This window comes from Metallibacterium scheffleri (genome assembly GCF_002077135.1).
Taxonomy (GTDB): Bacteria; Pseudomonadota; Gammaproteobacteria; order Xanthomonadales; family Rhodanobacteraceae; genus Metallibacterium; species Metallibacterium scheffleri.
Genome location: NZ_LDOS01000001.1, coordinates 110,678 through 131,587 on the forward strand (window position 1 = coordinate 110,678; position 20,910 = coordinate 131,587).

Consider the following 20,910-nt stretch of genomic DNA (forward strand, 5'->3'; position numbering starts at 1 on the left):
CGCGACCGCTGAACCGTCTATGACCACGTGCGCGCGGCATGGTTCCCCGACGCGTCCGCAGTCGCGCCGCGCGAACCGCAGGCCGGGCAGCGACCAACCATTGCGGGACCACGCCGGACGCCAGACACTCGCTGCATGTCCAGCACCCCGCCCCAGGCCGTCCGCGATGCCGCACTGCTGTTGCGCGAACGCCGCTACGCCGCGGCGCGCGATCTGCTGCAAGAGCACCTGGCGCAAACGCAGGCCAGTGTGCAGGTACTGTGGCTGCTGGGCGGCGCCTGCCAGGAACTCGGTGATTTCGACGCCGCGCGCGCGGCCTTTGCGCAACTGCTGCAGCTCGACCCGCGCTGGGTGCCGGCGCGCGTGGCGCTGGGCGAGCTGTTGGCGCGCGCCGGACAAATCGATGCTGCCGAACGTGCACTGCGCCGTGCGCTGCAGGACGACCCGCGCTTCATGCGCGCCGCGCTCAGCCTGGCGCAATTGCTGCGCCACAGCGGGCGCGGGCGCGACGCGCTGCCAATCACCCAGGCGGCGATCGCGCATAGCGACGATGCGGCCCTGCAGCTGGAACACGCGCTGGCGCTGCGCACCGACCAGCGCGACGCCGAGGCGCTGGCGCTGCTGCAGCGCATCGCCGCCGCGCATCCCCGGCGTGCCGATGCCGCGCATTACCTGGCGCTGTCGCTGCACGGCGCCGGCCGCTACGACGCGGCCATCGCCAGCGCGCAGCGCGCCATGCAACTGGGCCTGGATGACGCCGAAACATGGGGTGTACTGGCGCGCGCACTGGCTGCCGCCCATCGTCTGGACGAAGCTGAGGCCGCGTTCCACCAGGGCCTGCAGCACGACCAGGACTGCGCGCCGCTGCACGAGGATTATGCGCGTCTGCTATGGCTGCGCAGCGGCGATCTGGCCCACGCCACCGCAGCGCTGGATACCGCGCTGCAACGCCAGCCCGACCATGCCGCGCTGCTCGCGCTCAAGGCGCAGTTGCACGGCAGCGCCGGCGACGCGCAGACCGCTTACGCCTTGTACGCGCGCGCCGCTGCGCTACCGGGTGCCGCTGCGCAACTCGAGGTCGCCGCTGCCAGCGCGGCGCTCAAGGATGTTCCCGCGCGCGCACTCGCGCATGCGCGCCGCGCCGCCGCACGCGCGCCCGGGCTGGCGCAAGAGGCGCTGGTCCAGGCTCTGCTGGTGCGCGGCGAACTCGCCGAAGCCGCCGCGCTGTTGCAGCGTGCGCAGGCCGCGCGTCCCGACGATCAGCAATTGCTGGCACTGCAGGCCGTGCTGTGGCGCGCCAGCGGCGACGCGCGCTATCGCGCGCTGTATGACTACGCCAACGTGGTGCGCGCGTGGACACTGGACACCCCACCCGGCTGGACAAGTCTCGACGCTTATCTCGATGACTTGCGCGCCACGCTGCGCCGCCTGCACATCCTGCGCGGACACCCGCCCGATCAATCGCTGCGCGGCGGCGCGCAGACCATGGGCGATCTGGCCCGGCATGACGATCCGGTGATCCGCGCGTTTTTCGATCACGCCATCGTCGGGCCACTCGATCGCCATCTGGCCGTGCTGGGCCGGGGCGCCGACGCACTGCGCCGGCGCAACAACGGGCGCTGGCGCGTGCACAGTGCGTGGTCGGTGCAACTGCGCGCGCAGGGCTTCCACGTCGATCACGTGCACCCCGACGGCTGGCTGTCCTCGGCGTGCTACATCGACTTGCCGGACGCCATGGGCGATGCGCAACCCGGCGTCGTGGGCGACGATGCGCAACGCGCCGGCTGGATACGCTTCGGCGCGGTGCCGCTGCCACTGACGCCGGCCTTGCCCGCCGAGCATTACGTGCGCCCCGCGCCTGGCCTGCTGCTGCTGTTTCCGTCGTATATGTGGCACGGCACCGTGCCCTTCAGCGGCACCCGCACACGGCTGACCATCGCCTTCGACGTGCTGCCGGGCTGAATGGCCGCCGTTTCATCGCCACGCAGCGCGCTGGCACGTCCGATGCTTGTCCATTCCGTGAACAGCGCCTCGGTCAGAACGGCTGGATTCAGGCAAGGTTGCTTGCCGTTACTATAAAGTTAAGCGATGATCGAGCTGTAGAAACATAGACTTGCGTTTCCAATGCAAAATTACACTGAGCATTCACATTCAACTAGCTGATAAAAATCATGTCACTGCTGCTATTCGCCCTGCTTGCCTTGTTCGTGGCCACCGCCTTTCTGGCGGTGAAGCGCATCCCCGAAGGCACGGTGGTCACGCTGACCCGTTTCGACGGACACGCGCGCCGCCTGGAGCCGGGCACGCACTTCGTGCTGCCATTGCTGGAGCGGGTCAAGCATCGCATCAGTCTCGGCGGCCACATGCTCGATCTGAGCGCGCCCGAGCTGCACGCGCGCGTGTATTGGCAAGTGCTGGAACCGGCGCGCGCCGAGGGCGTCATCGAGCGCGCCGAAGCCCTGCTCAGCCAGACCGCCGTCGAAATATGCGCGGCGCAGCGCGGCGCCGAGCCGGCGCAGTTGAAGGCTTCGCTCAACCAGCGCCTGCGCGATTTCGGCCTGCTGATCACGCGCATCGAGCTGCTGTCGGCCTGAGAGGCTGTGAATTTTTCAGCCTCTCAGCCCGGCCATGGATGGCCGGACGCGAAGCGGTCACGCACGTGGCTGATTCGCGGCGGCGCGTACGGACCTGTGCCGGACGCGCCGATGAAAAATTCCTCACGACGCGGAATTTTTCACAGGCTCTGAGCCGCGCCGCGCGCTTATACTGCTTGGCCCTGCGGCCTGTGCCGCGCGCGCGCCGCATGTCATCCCAGACCATCCCCGCCTCGATACTCGCCGCTGGCTTGCATGCACTGGAGCTGGACGACGCCGTGCCCGCGGCGACGCAACAGCGCCTGCTCGATTATCTGGCGTTGCTGGACCAGTGGAATCAACACACCAACCTGACCGCGGTACGCGAGCGCAGCGCGATGGTCACGCGCCACCTGCTCGACTCGCTGGTGCTGCTGCCGCATGTGCGGGGCACGCGGCTGGCCGATCTTGGCAGCGGCGCGGGCCTGCCGGGAATTCCGCTGGCGCTGGCGCGCCCCGACCTGCACGTGACCCTGGTCGACAGCAACGGCAAGAAGGCGCGTTTTCTGCAGGCCGCCATCGATACCCTCAAGCTCAACGCGGACGTCGCGCACCTGCGCGTCGAGGCACTGCGCGGCAGCTTCGATACGATCACCGCGCGCGCCCTTGCCAGCCTGCCCGACATGCTGCGCTGGGGCGGACACCTGCTCACGCGGGATAACATCTGGCTGGCGCAGAAAGGCCGCTATCCTGACGCGGAGCTGGCGGCGCTGCCAGCCGGTTATGCTGCCGCGACATTGCCGCTGCACGTGCCGGGTCTGGACGCGGCGCGGCATGTGGTCATCATCCGCCGCAGCGACACGGGGAGTCGGCACGCACCATGACACGCATCATCGCCATCGCCAATCAGAAGGGTGGAGTCGGCAAGACCACCACCGCGGTCAATCTTGCCGCGGCGCTGGCCGAAGCGCGGCGCAAGGTGCTGCTGGTCGATCTCGATCCGCAAGGCAACGCCACCATGGCCGCGGGCGTGGACAAACGCACGCTGGCCGCGACCGGTTGCGAAGTGCTGCTGGAGGAAGTGCCGATCGAACGCGCCATCATCGCCACCGAAGCCGGCTTCGACCTGCTGCCCGGCAACGGCGATCTGACCGCGGCCGAACTCAAGCTGATGGACGCACTGGCGCGCGAGATGCGCCTCAAGGAACAACTGGCCAAACTCGGCGAGCGCTACCACACCATCCTCATCGACTGCCCGCCGACGCTGCACCTGCTCACGCTCAATGCGCTCACCGCGGCGCACGGCGTGCTGATCCCGGTGCAGTGCGAATACTTCGCGCTGGAAGGTCTGGCCAGCCTGCGCGAAACCATCGCGGCGGTGCAAAAGCGCCTCAACCCGCAACTGCAGATCGACGGCCTGCTGCGCACCATGTACGACGTGCGCAACAACCTCGCCAACGACGTCTCGGCGCAGCTCACCCAGCACTTCGGCGAGCTGCTGCTGCGCTCGATCATTCCGCGCAATGTGCGCCTCGCCGAGGCGCCCAGCCACGGCAAGCCGATCAACCTGTACGACCGCGAATCGCGTGGCGCACTGGCCTATCTCGGCCTCGCCGGCGAGATGATCCGCCGCGAGCGCCAGCACCAGGGCGCCAGCGCGCCCATGCACTGAATGCGTACGCACTGATGTCGGCCACGCATGCACACCTGTCCAACCCGCCGTTGCGCGCACACGCGCACGGCCCCTGCTGAGGTACCGTCATGGCGGCGAAGAAACGCGGATTGGGACGCGGCCTCGATGCCCTGCTTGGGCAAGCGGATGCGCCGGCGGGCGACAGCGGCGGCGATGGCACGCTGGCCACGCTTGCGGTCGGCCTGATCCAGGCAGGCAAGTACCAGCCGCGGCGCAATTTCGATGAAACTGCGCTGGACGAGCTGGCTGCCTCGCTGAAGGCCCAGGGCATGATCCAGCCGATCGTGGTGCGCGCGCTGCCCAAGGGTCGCTACGAACTGATCGCCGGCGAGCGCCGCTGGCGCGCGGCGCAGCGCGCCGGCCTCGCCGAGGTACCGGCGCTGGTGCGCGAGGTGCCCGAGCAGACCGTGCTGGCGCTGGCGCTGATCGAGAACATCCAGCGCGAGGACCTGTCGCCGCTGGAGGAAGCCGACGCACTGCAGCGCCTGATCGACGAATTCGGACTCACCCACCAGCAAGTGGCCGCGGCCGTGGGCCGTTCGCGCGCGGCGGTATCCAACCTGCTGCGCCTGCTGGAACTGCCTGCACGCATCCGCGCCCTGCTGGATACGCGCGGCCTGGACATGGGCCACGCGCGCGCGCTGGCCGCACTGCCGGAAAAACTCGCGCTGAGCCTGGCCGAGCAGGCCGCCGCGCAGCAGTGGTCGGTGCGCGAACTGGAAGCCGCCGCACGCCATGCGCAGAACGCGCCTATCGCCGCGCTGAAAAAAAAGCCGCTGCGCAAGGCGCGCGACGCCGACCTCGCCGTGCTCGAACGAGAGCTGTCCGAGCGCCTGGCCACGCGCGTCGAATTGCAGGGCGGCCGTGGCGGACACGGCAAACTGGTGTTGCACTATCACAACCTCGATGCACTCGACGGGCTGCTCGCCAAGCTGCGCCGCTGATGCGTGGCCACGGCCGCCGCGCATGATCGGCGATAATCGCCGGCCACTTGCCGCGTGGTCCGTACCGTGACCGATTCCGACGCCCTGCCCCTGTCCGTGGTCGTGCCCGTGTTCAACGAGCGCGACAACATCCTGCCGTTGCTGGGCGAGATCGCCGCCACACTGCGCGGGCACACGGCATTCGAGATCGTGTACGTGGATGACGCCAGCCGCGACGACACGCTGGCCGTGCTGCAGGCGGCGCGCGCGCGGTTTCCCGAGCTGCGCATCCTGCGCCACCGCGTGCAAAGCGGACAAAGCACCGCGGTGTGGAACGGCGTGTGCGCGGCACGCGGCGCGTGGATCGCCACGCTGGACGGTGACGGCCAGAACGATCCGGCCGACATCCCCAAGCTGCTGGCGGCACGCGCCGTGGCGACGCCAGCCGTGAAGCTTTTCGCGGGCTGGCGCACCACACGCCGCGACGGTTTTTCCAAGCGCATCTCCTCGAAGATCGCCAACGGCGTGCGCGCGCGCCTGCTGCACGACGCCACACCGGACACCGGCTGCGGGCTCAAGCTGTTCGAGCGCGCGATGTTTCTGCGCCTGCCGTATTTCGATCACATGCATCGCTTTCTGCCGGCGCTGGTGCGCCGCGCCGGCCATGCCTGCCAGAGCGTGCCGGTGGCGCACCGCCCGCGCACGCGCGGCGTGTCCAAGTACGGCATGTGGAACCGTCTGTGGGTAGGGCTGTCGGACCTGCACGGCGTGGCTTGGCTGATGCGGCGCACGCGGCTGACCGGAATCGACGAACTCTAGCGCCGGCTTTTGCGCCGCATCAAGGCGCAACACGCAAGCTTGCCTATACTCGCGCGACCGCCCAGCCGGGCTGGTCATCCATCAACACGGGAGAGGGGTCGATGCTGCAACAGTATGGTCTTGAGATCGCGCTGGCTTGCGCGGTCGTGGCGATTCTCTTCGGCATCGTGACGACGCGCTGGGTGCTGGCGCAGCCGGCCGGCAACGCGCGCATGCAGGAAATCGCCGCGGCGATCCAGGTCGGCGCGCGCGCCTACCTCAACCGCCAGTACACCACCATCGGCATGGTCGGCGTGGTGCTGTTCGTGGTCATCGGCTTCGCGCTGAACTGGGGCACGGCGCTGGGCTTTGCCATCGGCGCGATCCTCTCCGGCGCCACCGGCTACATCGGCATGAACGTGTCGGTACGCGCCAACGTGCGCACCGCCGAGGCCGCGCGCAGCGGGCTGCCGGCGGCGTTCAAGGTGGCGTTTCGCGGTGGCGCGATCACCGGCATGCTGGTCGCCGGTCTGGCCCTGCTCGGCGTCAGTGGCTACTTCTACATTCTCACCACGTGGTTCGGGCATACCGAGGAGGCCGCGCTGCACGCGCTGATCGGCCTCGCCTTCGGCGCTTCGCTGATCTCGATCTTCGCGCGTCTGGGCGGCGGCATCTTCACCAAGGGCGCCGACGTCGGTGCCGACCTGGTGGGCAAGGTCGAGGCTGGCATCCCCGAGGACGATCCGCGCAACCCGGCGGTGATCGCCGACAACGTCGGCGACAACGTCGGCGACTGCGCCGGCATGGCCGCCGACCTGTTCGAGACCTACGCGGTGAGCAAGATCGCGGTGATGCTGGTCGGCGGGTTGCTGTTCGGCGCGCTCAGCATGGCGCCGGTGATCTATCCGCTGGTGCTGGGCGGCGTGTCGATCCTGGCCTCGGTGATCGGCCTGGTGCTGGCGCGGGTCAAACCCGGTGGCAAGATCATGGGCGCGCTGTGGCAGGCGGTGATCGTGACCAGCGTGCTCACCATCATCGCGTTCTGGTTCATCACCCGCGCGATGATGGGCGGCATCGCCGGCATCAGCGTCGACGGCATCTTCATCGCGGCGGTCACCGGCCCGGTGCTGACGCTGGTCCTGATGTGGATCACCGAGTACTACACCGGCACCGAGTACAAGCCGGTGCAGCACGTGGCCAAGGCCTCCACCACCGGCCACGGCACCAACATCATCGCCGGCCTGGGTGTATCGATGAAATCCACGGCGCTGCCGGTACTGGCGATCTGCCTGGCCATCGGCGTGGCGTTCTGGGCAGGCGGCCTGTACGGCATCGCCATCGCCACCTCGACCATGCTGTCGATGTCCGGCGTGATCGTCGCGCTGGACGCGTACGGCCCGATCACCGACAACGCCGGCGGCATCGCCGAGATGGCCGGCCTGCCGCCGGAAGTGCGCGCGGTCACCGATCCGCTGGACGCGGTCGGCAACACCACCAAGGCTGTGACCAAGGGCTACGCGATCGGCTCGGCGGCGCTGGCGGCGCTGGTGCTGTTCGCCGACTACACGCACAACCTCGACCTCGCCGCCAAGGCGCACGCGCTGGCCACCGGCATGGCGCAGCAGACCTTCGACTTCTCGTTGTCCAACCACATGGTCATCATCGGCCTGCTGATCGGCGGCATGGTGCCGTACCTGTTCGGCGCGATGGCGATGGAGGCGGTCGGTCGCGCGGCCGGCGCGGTGGTCGAGGAAGTGCGCCGCCAGTTCCGCGAGATCACGGGCATCATGGAAGGCACCACCAAGCCCGACTATTCGCGCGCGGTCGACATGCTGACCAAATCGGCGATCAAGGAAATGATCATCCCCTCGCTGCTGCCGGTCGTGGTACCGATCCTGGTCGGCTTCCTGCTCGGCCCCGAGGCCCTGGGCGGCGTGCTGATCGGCACCATCGTCACCGGCCTGTTCGTGGCCATCTCGATGACCACCGGCGGTGGCGCCTGGGACAACGCCAAGAAGTACATCGAGGACGGCCACTTCGGCGGCAAGGGCTCCGAGGCGCACAAGGCCGCCGTCACCGGCGACACCGTCGGCGATCCCTACAAGGACACCGCCGGCCCGGCGATCAATCCGCTGATCAAGATCATCAACATCGTCGCGCTGCTGCTGATTCCGCTGCTGGCCATGCACTGAGCGCGCGCAGTCCGCACAGGCACAGAAAACCCCGCTGCGGCGGGGTTTTCTGTGCCTGCTTGCGGCACGGATTCAGCGCGTTACGCGCAGCGAGAACGGCGTGAAATCGGTGTCGCGGTCGTAGTAGTCCTCGTGCTCGACGCGCTTGAGGAAGGCCACGATACGGTAGGTCAGCGGCGTGGCCAGCACTTCCCACAGCACCTTGGCGATGTAGTTGAAGGCCATCACGCGCAGCAGCAGGTGATGATTCCACACGCCGAGAAATGCCACCGGGTAGAACACCAGCGTGTCCACGCCCTCGCCGCACACGGTCGAGCCGACGGTGCGCGTCCACAGCCAGCGTCCTGCGGTGAGCAGCTTCATCTTGGCCAGCACGAATGAATTCACGAACTCGCCGACGAAGAACGCCGTGATCGAGGCGATGACGATGCGCGGCGTCTGCCCGAAGATGGTTTCGTAGGCGGCCTGGTCGTGCCAGCCGCGCGCGGGCGGCAAGGCCACCACCACCGCGCTCATGATCGAGGCGAACACCAGCGCGATCAGCCCCGACCAGATCACGCGCCGCGAGCGCGCGTAACCGTAGACCTCGGTGAGAATGTCGCCGAACAGGTAGGAGATGGGAAAGAACAGCACGCCGGCACCGAAATCGATGCCATGCACCTCGGCGATCTTGGCTGGCCCGATCAGGTTCGCGCATAACAGCACGCAGACGAAGGCGCCCAGGATCAGGTCGTAGTAGCGAAATTGACGCTGCGGCACGGCGGCCATGTCGACTCCTCGCGCGGCTTCGCGCAGGTCTCCGGGAGAGGCGAAGCTACGGCCTCACCGCCCCTGTTGTCATCCAGAACGGCTTGCGGCATCACCGCGCCGGCCCTTTTCGCCACAATATCGAGCCAGCGATTTCCAATGTCCGTTCTGGTCTTGCAGCCTGAAGCCCGGAGCCATCTGCCCGACCTGGGGTGTGGTTTCTGCGGCCGCGGCCTATGTGGGCAACAGGCACAACGCAAAAAGCAGGATGCGCAGACGACGCATGATCGATCCAATCCAGAGGGGGCACACGTGCTAGCCCCGTTGCCTCGGCCTGGCGTGATGAAGCCGATAGGCACACCTCGTAAAGTTGGCGGTTTCGTGATCCTTGCCGCGCATGGGGTGGCCACGACGACCGCGCACCATCGCGCCGGGTGCCCGTCTGCGACCGCAGGGCATGCAGGATCCGCGCGCAATCCTGGAGCAGCGTCGGCAATGCGCGCATCATTGCGCGATTCCCCCAGTGGACCGACACCATGCCCAAACAGATCCTCGTCGGCTACGACGATTCGCCCGCCGCGCAGCGCGCGCTGCAGTTCGCGTTCAAGCTGGCGCAGGGCTTCGGCGCCGAGTTGCAGGTGGTGTACGCGGCGATGCTGCCCGCAGCCAGCCCGGAGGCCACGGCCTCGCTGATGGCCGACAGCAAGGCGCTGCGCCCGGGTTTGTCGCAGAAGGTGCTGGAGAGTGCCGCACAGGCCGGCGTCAAGACCGCTTGGAAAGTCGTGCCCGGCTCGGCCGGTGATGTGTTGCTGGCCGAGATCAAGACCGGCAGCTTCGATCACCTGGTGATCGGCAACAGCGGCCGCGGCGCGCTGGCACGCTGGCTGCTGGGCTCGGTGATGGGCGAGGTCGTCGAAAACAGCCAGGTGCCGGTGACCGTGGTGCCCTGAGACGTTTTTGCATGCATTCGATGCCGTCGTGCCAATGGATTCCGGCACCGGCGGAAATGCTCAGTGCTTGCTGGGCAGCGCCGGGAAATCCGCCGGATTGAAGCCAGCGACCTCGAATTTGAGCATGCGTGTGCCGCCCTGTTTCAAATCCACGCGCATCTCGAGCACTCGGGATTTCTCAAGCAGGCGGATGAAGCGCGCGTCGTCCTTGATGAACAGCGCCGGCTCGCCAGTGGGCGGCAGATACGCTGCCCAGCCCTGCGGCTTGCCGCCATCGACGGACACCGGCACGCGGCAGATGCCCTTGCACACAAAGCCCGGCGCCTGACCATAGAGGTACACGCTTTGTCCCCACGCGCTGTGCCGGCGCAGGATCAGCTGGATCGTGCCCTGCGTGCCGTCGCTGCGCGTGGCATTGATCGAGGCGGTGTTCTGCGTGCCGCCTTCCATGGGCACGCCGGTCTGGTAATCCCACAGCGCGGCGAGGCGCCGTGCTTGCGCCTGCTTCGCGGCCTCGGCGGTGAGCGCAGGCAGATCCCTGGCCACGGTGCTGGCAGCCGGCGTGCCCGGATACATCTGCTCGATCTGCTGGCCCAGGCTGGCCGCGAGCTGGATGTCCTTGCGTGCCAGCATTTCGTGGTACAGCTTGAGCTCCTGCTGCGATTGCTCCAGCCGCTGCGCGGCAGCCTGCGCGTGCGCGGCGGCTTCGCGCTGCGCGGCCGTGGGGCCCTGCTGACAGCCGACCAGCGCGAGCCCGGCCAGCAGCAGCATGGCGGCGCGCAATGCCACGCGACGGGTATGTACAGCGCTCATGCGTGCAACGGCAACGGCTTGTCAGGGTCGAGCTGGTAGAGCTCCATGGCGCGCGCCACCTCCTTGGCCGGCACCGCGCCTTCCGCAGCCAGCGCGGCCAGCGCGGCGTGCGCGATCCAGTGGCGGTCCACCTCGAAGAACGCGCGCAGGTGCGCACGCGTGTCCGAGCGACCGAAGCCGTCCGTGCCCAGGGTCACGTAGCGGCGCCCCAGGGGCAGGTAGGCGCGGATCTGCTCGGGAAAGGCGCGCACGTAATCGGTGGCGGCGATCACCGGGCCATCGTGGCCCGCCAGTTGCTGCGCGACGAAGCAGGTCTGTGGCTTCTGCAGCGGGTGCAGACGCTGCCGGCGCTCGCATTCCATGCCGTCACGTGCCAGCTCGGTGAAGCTGGGGCAACTCCACAGGTCGGCCTTGACGCCGAAATCCTTGTCCAGCAACTCGGCGGCGGCGATGACTTCGCGCAGGATCGTGCCCGAGCCCAGCAACTGCACGCGCGGCGCGGCGGACTTGCCCTTGGTTTTGCCGCCATCCGCCGCACGGAACAGGTACATGCCCTTGACGATGTCCAGCTCGACGCCGGCGGGCATCTCGGGGTGAGCGTAGTTCTCGTTCATCACGGTCAGGTACCAATAGGCGTCCTCCTGCTCGTGCAACATGCGGCGCACGCCGTCGTGCAGGATCACCGCCACCTCGTAGCTGAAGGTCGGATCGTAGGCGTGACAGTTGGGAATCGCCGCGGCCAGGAGATGGCTGTGACCGTCCTCGTGCTGCAGACCTTCGCCGTTGAGCGTGGTGCGCCCGGCGGTACCGCCGATCAGGAAACCGCGGCAGCGCATGTCACCCGCCGCCCAGGCCAGATCGCCAACACGCTGGAAGCCGAACATCGAGTAGTAGATGAACACCGGCAGCATCGGCACGTTGTGGAATGAATAGCTCGACGCCGCCGCCATCCACGCGGCCATGCCGCCGGCCTCGCTGATGCCTTCCTGCAGCACCTGGCCGGACTGGTCCTCGCGGTAATACATCAGCTGGTCGGCGTCCTGCGGCCGGTACTTCTGGCCGAACGGTGCGTAGATGCCGATCTGGCGGAACATGCCCTCCATGCCGAAGGTGCGCGCCTCGTCGGCGACGATGGGCACGATGCGCGGGCCGATGTCCTTGTCGCGCAGCAGCAGGTTGAGGCCGCGCACGAAGGCCATGGTGGTGCTGATCTCGCGCTCGCCGGTGCCCTGGGTGATCTGCTTGAGCGCATCCAGCCCGGGCGCGACGGGCGCGTGGTCGGCCATGCGCCGGCGACTGGGCAGCGGACCGCCCAGTGCCTCGCGACGCGCGCGCAGATACTGCACCTCGGGCGAATCCGCACCGGGGTGGTAGTACGGCACCTCCTCGAGCTCGGCGTCGGCCACCGGAATGTTGAAGCGGTCGCGGAAGGCGCGCACCGCAGCGGTGTCCATCTTCTTCTGCTGGTGGGTGATGTTCTGGCTCTCGCCTGCATCGCCCATGCCGTAGCCCTTGACCGTCTTGGCCAGGATCACCGTGGGCATGCCCTCGGTGTGCATGGCGGCGTGATAGGCGGCGTAGACCTTGTGCGGATCGTGACCGCCGCGGTTGAGGCGCCAGATGTCCTCGTCGGAGAGGCTGGCGACCATGGCTTTGGTCTCGGGATACTTGCCGAAGAAATGCTCGCGCGTGTAGGCGCCACCGAAAGCCTTGTAAGCCTGGTACTCGCCATCGACGGTTTCCATCATCAGGCGCTTGAGCAGGCCATCCTTGTCGCGCGCCAGCAGCGGGTCCCAGTAGCTGCCCCAGATCAGCTTGAGCACGTTCCAGCCGGCACCGCGGAACTGGCCCTCGAGTTCCTGGATGATCTTGCCGTTGCCGCGCACCGGGCCATCCAGACGCTGCAGGTTGCAATTGATCACGAAGATCAGGTTGTCCAGATGCTCGCGCCCGGCCAGACCGATCGCGCCCAGCGACTCGGGCTCGTCGGTTTCGCCGTCGCCGAGGAAACACCAGATCTTGCGATCGGTCTTCGGCACCAGGCCGCGGTGCTCCAGGTACTTCTGAAACTGCGCCTGATAGATGGCCTGGATCGGGCCCAGACCCATCGATACCGTGGGCAATTGCCAGAAATCCGGCATCAGCCATGGATGCGGGTACGAGGGCAGCCCTTGGCCGCCGGTTTCCATGCGGAAATGATCCAGCCGTTCGGCGTCGATGCGGCCTTCGAGAAATGCGCGCGCGTAGATGCCCGGGCTCGAGTGGCCCTGGAAGCAGACCAGATCGCCAGGGTGATCGGCGCTTTGCGCGCGCCAGAAATGGTTGAAGCCGACGTCGTACAGCGTGGCGCTCGAAGCGAAGCTGGCGATGTGTCCGCCCAGCTCGCCCGGCTTGCGGTTGGCGCGCAGCACCATGGCCATCGCGTTCCAGCGGATGATCGAGCGGATGCGCCATTCCAGCGCGGCATCACCCGGACTCTTGGCCTCGCGCTCGGGGGGAATGCTGTTGATGTATTCGGTGGTCGGCGCGAACGGCAGCATGCCGCCGGCGCGGCGCGTCTCGTCGACCATGCGCTCGAGCAGGAAATGCGCGCGCGGCGCGCCGCCGCGCTCGAGGATGGCATCGATGGATTCAACCCATTCGCGTGTTTCGCTGGGATCTGGATCCTGCTGCAGGATGTCGGTGATCGGGTCCATGTGCTGCTCCACGCCGCGTTACCGCGTCGCCAAGGCCGCCGTCGCGGCCACGGTGCCGCACGTGCGACACCAGGGGAATCGGGCGTTGCGGACGCGCATTGGCAGTGCCCCGCAACCTTTTCATTTTAGCGCCACGCGAACGATTTGCGCGGGTCGCCGCACGCAGGTCCGGCTCGATTTCCGCTCAGACTCCAGCCGCGGCGCGGATCTGCGCCTCGACACAGGCGATCGCGGTCATGTTGACCACGCGCCGCGGCGTGGAGGCCGGCGTCAGGATATGCACCGGCCGCGACAGGCCCATCAAGATCGGCCCGATCACCACGCCGTCGGTCATGCTGCGCACCAGATTGAAACTGATGTTCGCGCTTTCCAGGTCCGGCAGCACGAATACATTGGCCGGACCCTTGAGATTGGAATTCGGAAACAGGCGCTCGCGGATCTCGGGATTGAGCGCCGTGTCGGCCTGCATCTCGCCCTCCACTTCCAGTCTGGGCACGTGCGCACGGATCAGCTGCAGCGCACGGCGCATCTTCAGCGCGCCTTGCGTATTGCGGCTGCCGAAATTGGATACCGACAGCAGCGCGATGCGTGGTGTGATGCCGAACAATTTGAGGCGCAGGGACGCCTGCAGCGTCGCCTCCGCGATCTGCTCGGCACTGGGATTTTCCTGTACGTGGGTATCCAGGAAAAACGTCAGGCCCTTGTCGTTGGCCACCGCGCTCATCGCCGCGGGCGCGCTGATGCCTGGATCCAGCGGCAGCACCTCGAGCAAGTGCTCGAGCTTCTTCTGGAAGCGCCCAACCACGCCGCAGATCATCGCATCCGCCTCGCCGCGGGCCAGCATCAGCGCGCCGATCAGGGTGCTGCGCGAGCGCACCAGCGACTTGGCCAGCGCCGGGGTCACGCCGCGACGCTCGGCGAGCTGGTGGTATTGCTGCCAGTAGTCGTTGAAACGCGGATCGGAGTGGATATTGACCAGCTCGAAATCACGCCCTGGCTGCAGATTCAGGCCAATGCGCTCGATGCGTCTGGTGATCACCTCGGGGCGACCGAGCAGGATCGGGCGCGCGAGTCCTTCCTCAAGCACGGTCTGTATGGCGCGCAGGATGGTTTCCTCCTCGCCCTCGGTGTACACCACGCGCTTGGGCTCGGCCTTGGCGCGCGCGAACACCGGCTTCATCGCCCAGCCGGTGCGAAACACGAAATTGCTCAGGCGTTCGCGGTAAGCGGCCATGTCCTCGATCGGGCGCGTGGCCACGCCGGAGTCCATCGCCGCCTGCGCCACCGCGGGCGCCAGCTCGACCAGCAGGCGCGGGTCGAAGGGCTGCGGAATGATGTAGTCGGGGCCGAAGTGCGGCGCCTTGCCGCCATAGGCGCGCGCGGCCACGTCGCTGGCCTCGCGCCGCGCCAGCTTGGCGATGGCGTGCACGCAGGCGATCTTCATGGCCTCGTTGATGGTGCTGGCGCTGACATCCAGCGCACCACGAAAAATGTACGGGAAGCAGAGTGCGTTGTTGACCTGATTCGGGTAATCCGAGCGCCCGGTGGCGACGATGCAATCCGGGCGCACCGCGCGCGCCGCATCGGGCTGGATCTCGGGCGTGGGATTGGCCAGCGCCAGCACGATCGGCCGCGCCGCCATGCTGGCGACCATTTCCGGCTTGAGCACGCCGCCGGCGGACACGCCGAGAAACACATCGGCGCCAACGACGATGTCGGCCAGCGTGCGCGCATCCGTTGGCCGCGCGTAACGCGCGCCCTGCGGATCCAGACCAGGGCGGCCCTGATACAGCACGCCGTCCTTGTCGCTGACCAGAATATGCTCCGGCCTGACGCCAAGGCTGACCAGCATGTCCAGGCAGGCGATGCCCGCGGCGCCAGCGCCGGACGCAGCCACGCGCACATCCTTGAGCTGCTTGCCGACGATGTGCACGGCGTTGAGCACCGCCGCGCCGACGATGATCGAGGTGCCGTGCTGGTCGTCGTGGAATACCGGAATGCGCATGCGCTCGCGCAGCTTGCGCTCGACGATGAAACACTCCGGCGCCTTGATGTCCTCCAGGTTGATGCCGCCGAAGGTCGGCTCGAGGCTGGCGATGATGTCGACCAGTTTGTCCGGATCGCGCTCGTCGATCTCGATGTCGAACACGTCGATGCCGGCGAACTTCTGGAACAGCACCGCCTTGCCTTCCATCACCGGCTTGGCCGCCAGCGGGCCGATGGCGCCCAGGCCCAGCACCGCGGTGCCGTTGCTGATCACCGCCACCAGATTGCCGCGCGCGGTGAGCGTGGCGGCATTGGTGGGATCGTCGACGACCGCCTCGCACACCGCCGCCACGCCCGGCGAATAGGCCAGGCCGAGGTCGCGCTGGGTGAGCAGCGGCTTGGTGGAGGTGACCTTGATCTTGCCCGCCGGCGCCTGGCGGTGATACTCGAGGGCGGCCTGTTTGAGTTCGTCGGATAAGCTCATGGATGACGCGACCGTGGCGCCGTGGCGTGAAAAACAATCGTTCATTCTACAAGCGCGGCAGCAGCACCAAACGCTGCACGGCAGCAACGGACGCGCCCGGAAGCCGCGGACGACCCGGCGCCATGCCGCCAACATCCGGGCCGCGTGGAGGAGTTGCCACGCTCGCGCCGAAGGCGGGTGGGGTGGGGTGCAGCGCCGCGTGGTGCGCGCGCGCGTCGGGCCTGGCGAGGTTCGTGCGATGACGCGAGACGCGGCGGTCAGGTGCAATGGCGCGTGCCCGGGCCAGCTCCGACCTCGCCGCGGATCAGGCGTCGCGAAAAAACGCGCGCAGCCGCGCGGCGACCTGTGCAGGTTGCTCGCCATGCAGATGGTGGCCACCGGCAAGCGTGTCGATTACCAGGTGCGGGACGCGGGCGGCCCGCATGCGCAGCAGCGCATGGGGCAGATACGGGCTTTCCGGCTCGGCCAGCAACAGCCAGGCGGGCGCGGCGATGCCGGCCAGCAGCGCATGCACTTGCGACTCGGCCATGCGCAACGGCGTGGTCGTGGTCAGACGCGCATCGCTGCGCCATACCCAGCCATCATGCTGCGGGCGCAGGCCGCGTTCGACGATGGCGCGGATGGCGCCCGGCTGCTGGCCGGTGGAGCGGCAGCGCGCGGCCAACGCCTGTTCGACATCGGAGAACACGCGCACGGACTTGGCGACTGGCATGGCCAGCGCATCGCGCCAGCGTTGCAGCGTGGCGCTGCCGTCGTCAGCGATGGGACCCAGCGCCTCGATCAAGGCGAGTTGCGCGATTTGCGCGGGAAACGCCGCGGCATACAGGCTGGCCACGGCGCCACCCAGCGAGTGACCGAGCAGGCCGAAGCGCGTCAACCGTAACGCGCAGACCGCATCGCGCACCGCGGTCACGAACAACGCGAGGTCGTAACGCGCCGAGGCCGGCAGGTGCGCGCTGTGGCCATGGCCGGGCAAGTCCAGCGCGATGACGCGGTACTGTACGGCCAGCAGCGGCGCCAGCGCGGCGAAACTGGCGGCGTTGTCCAGCCAGCCATGCAGGGCGAGCAGCGGTGGCGCGTGCGCATCGCCCCAGGCCAGCGCGGCCAGATCCAGCCCGAGGCCGGGCAAGGTGATGCGCAGCGGCTCAGCGGTTGCAGTCATGCGCGGCGCGTTCGCGGGCACTGGCCTGCAGGGCAGCATGGACCGCGGGATTGAAATCGGGCGCCAGTTCCGGCCAGCCGGCCATGTGCCTGAGCGCCAGCGCGGCGAGCGCGCGCACCTGCGCGTCGCCGCTGTTGAGCGCGGGGATATAGTGCAGCACGGTGCCGCCGGCACTGAGGAAATCCGCCTTGCCACGCAGCGCGATTTCCTCCAGCGTCTCCAGACAATCCACGGCGAAGCCCGGACACAGCACGTCGATGCGCTTGACGCCCTGCGCGGGCAACGCGCGCAACGTAACGTCGGTGGCCGGTTGCAGCCAGCGCTCGCGACCGACGCGCGACTGGAACGTCAGCAGCACTTCGCCCGCACCCAGGCCCAGGCGTTCGCGCAGCAGCCGCGCTGTGGCCAGACACTGGCAGTAATACGGATCACCGCCGAGCACATAGCGCCGCGGAATACCGTGGAAACTCAGCAACAGCTTCTGCCCGCGACCCTGCACCGCCCAGTGCCGGCGCACGCTGTCGGCCAGCGCGTCGAGATGCGCGGCGTCGTCGTGATAGTCGTTGATCACGCGCAGCTCGGGCGGCCAGCGCAGGCGCTTGATGGTGTCGGCCATGGCATCCAGCACGCTGCCGGTGGAGGTGGCCGAATACTGCGGATACAGCGGCAGCAGCAGCAGGCGGCGCACGCCCGCGGCCTGCAGCGCGGTGATGCGTTCGCGTATCGCGGGCCGGCCGTAGCGCATGGCCAGGTCCACGCTGACCGGGCCGGCGCATTGATCGCCCAGCGTGCGCTGCAAGGCCGCGGCCAGCGCTTCGCTGTGCGTGCGCAGCGGCGAACCGGCATCGGTCCAGATACTGGCGTAGGCGTGCGCCGAGCGTTTGGGCCGCACGCGCAGAACCACGCCATGCAGCACCAATTGCCACAACCAGCGCGGATACTCGATCACGCGCGGATCGGAAAGAAATTCGGCCAGATATTCGCGCACGGCCTTGGGCGTGGCTGCCTCCGGCGTGCCGAGGTTGACCAACAGCACGGCGGCACGCGCTGGCGTGTCGTGGGCGTAGCCGGCGAGGCCGGTGTAGTGCGAGGATGCAGGCATGACGCGGCGGGCAGTGACGGCGCGGCGAGTCTGCCACAGGCGCGCGTGTAGGCCGCGTTCACGCGCGGTTGCGCGCACCGGCATATAGAGTGGGCCTTGTGCGCTGCGACCTGTTGTCGCGTCCGTTGTCCGCGTCGAGTTGCCAGCGGGTGGTTGCAAGACTGCTGCGGCGCACGCGTGCAGCGAACGCAGGGCCGCAGCACGCTGGAACCATGCATGGTGCGGGCCGGGCCTGGCTACAGGAGCAGGATGCGCAGATGCCCACGTGCCGCCGCGACGAACGTGGCGCGGCCATTGCCGCGAGCGTTTGTCGGCAGACCACGGCAGAATGCGCGGTTTTGCAAACTCATCCAATCTGATTTGAAGGAGTGCCTCATGTTGCTGCGACCTTTGCGAGTGCTGTTGATGCTGTTGACGCTGTTGCTGCCTTTCGTGGCGGGTGCCCAGGATGGTATCGACCGCGATACCCAGCGCGCCCAGAGCGCCACGCGCGTACTGTCGGAAATCCAGATGGCGCCCGATCGCGCGGTGCCGCACAGCCTGATGCAGGTCGCCCACGCGATCGCGGTGATCCCGAACGTGATCAAGGCCGGGCTGATTTTCGGTGGCCGCTTTGGTGAAGGCCTGGTATCGATCAAGAAACCCGACGGCACCTGGTCGGATCCAGCCTACATCCGCCTCACCGGCGCCAGCGTGGGCTTTCAGGCGGGCGTGTCGTCGACCGACGTGATCCTGGTATTCACCAATGAGGACGGCGTCAAGCGCCTGATCCACGGCGAGTTCACCATCGGCGCGGATGCATCGGCGGCGGCCGGACCGGTGGGGCGTTATGCCAATGTCAGCACGAATGGTCATTTTGACGCGGCCATCTATTCCTATTCGCGCTCGCGCGGCCTGTTCGCCGGCGTGGCGCTGGATGGCGCGCGCATCGGCATCGACAACGCCGCCGACCAGCGCGTCTATGGCACCAACGTGACCGCGCGACGCGTGTTCGACGGTCAGGTCAAGCAGGTGCCGCCCGCGATCGTCGAGTTCCGCAACACGCTCGAAGAGTACACTCAGTGAGGCAAGCGCCGGCCACTACGGTGCCATCGGCGCGCATTGGCGCGCGGGAGTTGGAACATGGGTTTTGACAGCATTTGGCATTGGCTGATTGTGCTGGTGATCGTGCTGTTGATCTTCGGCACGAGCAAGCTGCGCAACGCGGGTTCGGACATTGGCGCGGCGGTGCGCAACTTCAAGAAAGCGATGAAGGAGGACGCGGACGCGGCCAAGGACGCCAAGGACGGCAGCGTGGAGCGCCTGCAGGCGGATGCGCCGGTCGCGGAGGCGGCCAAGGATGCGGCCAAGCCGCAGGATCACGCCCCGTAAGCGGCGCCCGTGTTCGGCATCGACTTCAACGAGCTGCTGCTGATTGCGGTGGTGGCGCTGGTGGTGCTGGGCCCGGAGAAGCTGCCTGGCGCGGCGCGGACCGCCGGGGCGCTGGTGCGGCGTGCGCGCACGGCCTGGGCCAGCGTGCAGGCCGAGGTGGCGGGCGAACTGGACAAGGACGCGCTCACCCGGCAGTGGCGCGAGGGCGCCGCGGCGCTGCGTGGGGTGGCCAGCGAAGCGCGCGCGACGCTGGGCGAAGCGCGTGAAGCGCTGCAGCCGGCCGTGCACGCGGCGGACGCGGCGCGCGCCGGCATGACGGAGGTGTCTGCCGAACTGGCGCGCAGCATCGGCGAGTTGCGCACGTTGGCGGCACGCCTGGATGGCGCGGCCGGCGCCGAGCGCGACGCACTGCGCGCGGTTGCCGCCGATCTGCGTGCCGCCGCCGACCAACTGGCCGCCACGCCGGAGATGGCCGCCGACGCGGCCGCGCTGGCGGACGCCACGGCCCCGGCCACGCAGGCCGTGGCGCAATCGCTGACCGAGATCGCGCAGCGCCTGCAGCAGGTGCCGGCGGCGACGCTCGCCGTGGCCCCGGATGCGGATGCGGCCGCTGCCCGCCCGGTGCCCGCCCCGCCGCACTCCGCATGAGCGCCGCTGACGCCCCAGACAGCCCCGGCGGCCTGATCGCGCACCTGCTGGAGCTGCGCTCGCGCCTGCTCAAGGCCGCGCTGGCCGTGCTCGTGGCGCTGCTGGCGCTGCTGCCGTTTTCCGAAAAACTCTACGCGCTGCTGGCGCGGCCACTGATCGAGCGCCTGCCCAAGGGCGCGCACATGATCGCCATCGAGGTCACCGGGCCGTTCCTCACCCCGATCAAACTGACCTTCGTGGTGGCGCTGTTCGCGGCCATGCCGGCGGTGCTGTACCAGATCTGGGCCTTCGTCAGCCCCGGCCTGTACCGCCACGAAAAACGCCTGGCGCTGCCGCTGCTGATCGCCGCGGTGCTGCTGTTCTACACCGGCTGCGCGTTCGCCTATTTCCTGATCCTGCCGGCGGCGTTCCATTTCCTCACCCTGGTCACCCCGCCCGGCGTGTCGATGATGACCGACATCGGGCATTACCTCAGCTTCGTGCTGCACGTGTTCTTCGCCTTCGGCCTGTGCTTCGAGGTGCCGGTGATCGTGGTGGTGCTGGCCGCGATGGGCGTGGTCAGCGTGGCCAAGCTGCGCAGCGCGCGGCGCTACGTCATCGTCGGCGCGTTCGTGGTGGCCGCGATCATCACCCCGCCGGACGTGCTGTCGATGACCCTGCTGGCGGTGCCCATGGTGCTGCTGTACGAGATCGGCGTGCTGGTCGCCGCCATGCTGGTGCGGCAGAAGGCCGCGCGCGCCGCACAACACCAGGACGAAAACGAGCGCTGAGC

General features: G+C 68.1%; 18 protein-coding genes. 12 read left to right on the forward strand and 6 right to left on the reverse strand.

Annotated features, from left to right (window positions below; all coding sequences use genetic code 11):
- The first annotated feature begins 135 nt into the window (after positions 1-135).
- From Mschef_RS00510 to Mschef_RS00540, 7 genes are all read left to right on the forward strand, one after another.
- A complete protein-coding gene (locus Mschef_RS00510; RefSeq protein ID WP_081125917.1) occupies positions 136-1,962 on the forward strand; it encodes a tetratricopeptide repeat protein in 1,827 nt (608 codons plus the stop codon).
- A gap of 209 nt (positions 1,963-2,171) precedes the next feature.
- Positions 2,172-2,594: an SPFH domain-containing protein gene (locus tag Mschef_RS00515; protein WP_081125918.1), complete on the forward strand. Its 423-nt coding sequence runs from the start codon at positions 2,172-2,174 to the stop codon at positions 2,592-2,594.
- A 209-nt stretch (positions 2,595-2,803) separates the two neighbouring features.
- Positions 2,804-3,457 carry a 16S rRNA (guanine(527)-N(7))-methyltransferase RsmG gene (gene rsmG, locus Mschef_RS00520; RefSeq protein WP_081126732.1) on the forward strand — a complete coding sequence of 218 codons (654 nt, stop codon included), beginning with the start codon at positions 2,804-2,806 and terminating at the stop codon, positions 3,455-3,457.
- Positions 3,454-4,245, forward strand: coding sequence for a ParA family protein (locus Mschef_RS00525; protein WP_081125919.1), 792 nt, complete (start codon positions 3,454-3,456; stop codon positions 4,243-4,245). The genes rsmG and Mschef_RS00525 overlap by 4 nt, the downstream gene beginning before the upstream one ends.
- A gap of 89 nt (positions 4,246-4,334) precedes the next feature.
- Positions 4,335-5,210 (forward strand): ParB/RepB/Spo0J family partition protein, encoded by an 876-nt coding sequence (locus Mschef_RS00530; RefSeq protein WP_081125920.1) that lies wholly within the window; start codon positions 4,335-4,337, stop codon positions 5,208-5,210.
- Between the two features lie 84 nt (positions 5,211-5,294).
- Positions 5,295-6,008, forward strand: coding sequence for a glycosyltransferase family 2 protein (locus Mschef_RS00535; RefSeq protein ID WP_081126733.1), 714 nt, complete (start codon positions 5,295-5,297; stop codon positions 6,006-6,008).
- 101 nt (positions 6,009-6,109) lie between these two features.
- Positions 6,110-8,179 (forward strand): sodium-translocating pyrophosphatase, encoded by a 2,070-nt coding sequence (locus Mschef_RS00540; protein WP_081125921.1) that lies wholly within the window; start codon positions 6,110-6,112, stop codon positions 8,177-8,179.
- Between the two features lie 72 nt (positions 8,180-8,251).
- On the opposite strand, the gene Mschef_RS00545 is transcribed toward Mschef_RS00540, so the two are convergent.
- Positions 8,252-8,947 (reverse strand): queuosine precursor transporter, encoded by a 696-nt coding sequence (locus tag Mschef_RS00545; RefSeq protein WP_081125922.1) that lies wholly within the window; start codon positions 8,945-8,947, stop codon positions 8,252-8,254.
- A gap of 515 nt (positions 8,948-9,462) precedes the next feature.
- On the opposite strand from Mschef_RS00545, the gene Mschef_RS00550 reads away from it, so the two are divergent.
- The gene (locus Mschef_RS00550; protein WP_081125923.1) at positions 9,463-9,876 is read left to right on the forward strand and encodes a universal stress protein; all 414 of its coding nucleotides are present in this window, start codon (positions 9,463-9,465) and stop codon (positions 9,874-9,876) included.
- Between the two features lie 60 nt (positions 9,877-9,936).
- Here Mschef_RS00550 and Mschef_RS00555 read toward each other — a convergent pair whose 3' ends face one another.
- The 5 genes from Mschef_RS00555 to hemH all read right to left on the reverse strand — a co-directional run bounded on the left by Mschef_RS00555 (position 9,937) and on the right by hemH (position 18,119).
- Positions 9,937-10,689, reverse strand: a complete 753-nt coding sequence (locus tag Mschef_RS00555; RefSeq protein WP_136256392.1) for a hypothetical protein — start codon at positions 10,687-10,689, stop codon at positions 9,937-9,939.
- Complete coding sequence (gene aceE, locus Mschef_RS00560) at positions 10,686-13,385, reverse strand: pyruvate dehydrogenase (acetyl-transferring), homodimeric type (protein WP_081125925.1); 2,700 nt, start codon at positions 13,383-13,385, stop codon at positions 10,686-10,688. The genes Mschef_RS00555 and aceE overlap by 4 nt, the downstream gene beginning before the upstream one ends.
- Positions 13,386-13,569: 184 nt before the next feature.
- On the reverse strand, positions 13,570-15,855 hold the full coding sequence (locus Mschef_RS00565; protein ID WP_081125926.1) for an NADP-dependent malic enzyme: 2,286 nt from the start codon (positions 15,853-15,855) through the stop codon (positions 13,570-13,572).
- Positions 15,856-16,159: 304 nt separating this feature from the next.
- Positions 16,160-17,017, reverse strand: coding sequence for an alpha/beta fold hydrolase (locus Mschef_RS00570; protein WP_081126735.1), 858 nt, complete (start codon positions 17,015-17,017; stop codon positions 16,160-16,162).
- Complete coding sequence (gene hemH, locus Mschef_RS00575) at positions 17,001-18,119, reverse strand: ferrochelatase (protein WP_081126734.1); 1,119 nt, start codon at positions 18,117-18,119, stop codon at positions 17,001-17,003. Before hemH ends, Mschef_RS00570 begins: the two co-directional genes overlap by 17 nt.
- Before the next feature lie 375 nt (positions 18,120-18,494).
- Here hemH and Mschef_RS00580 point away from each other — a divergent pair, with 375 nt between their 5' ends.
- The 4 genes from Mschef_RS00580 to tatC are packed head-to-tail and all read left to right on the forward strand — an operon-like array spanning position 18,495 to position 20,908.
- A complete protein-coding gene (locus Mschef_RS00580) occupies positions 18,495-19,184 on the forward strand; it encodes a lipid-binding SYLF domain-containing protein (RefSeq protein WP_081125927.1) in 690 nt (229 codons plus the stop codon).
- A gap of 57 nt (positions 19,185-19,241) precedes the next feature.
- A complete protein-coding gene (tatA, locus tag Mschef_RS00585) occupies positions 19,242-19,490 on the forward strand; it encodes a Sec-independent protein translocase subunit TatA (protein ID WP_081125928.1) in 249 nt (82 codons plus the stop codon).
- A gap of 9 nt (positions 19,491-19,499) precedes the next feature.
- Positions 19,500-20,138: a Sec-independent protein translocase protein TatB gene (tatB, locus tag Mschef_RS00590; RefSeq protein WP_081125929.1), complete on the forward strand. Its 639-nt coding sequence runs from the start codon at positions 19,500-19,502 to the stop codon at positions 20,136-20,138.
- Positions 20,135-20,908, forward strand: a complete 774-nt coding sequence (gene tatC / locus Mschef_RS00595) for a twin-arginine translocase subunit TatC (protein WP_081125930.1) — start codon at positions 20,135-20,137, stop codon at positions 20,906-20,908. Before tatB ends, tatC begins: the two co-directional genes overlap by 4 nt.
- Positions 20,909-20,910: the final 2 nt, after the last annotated feature.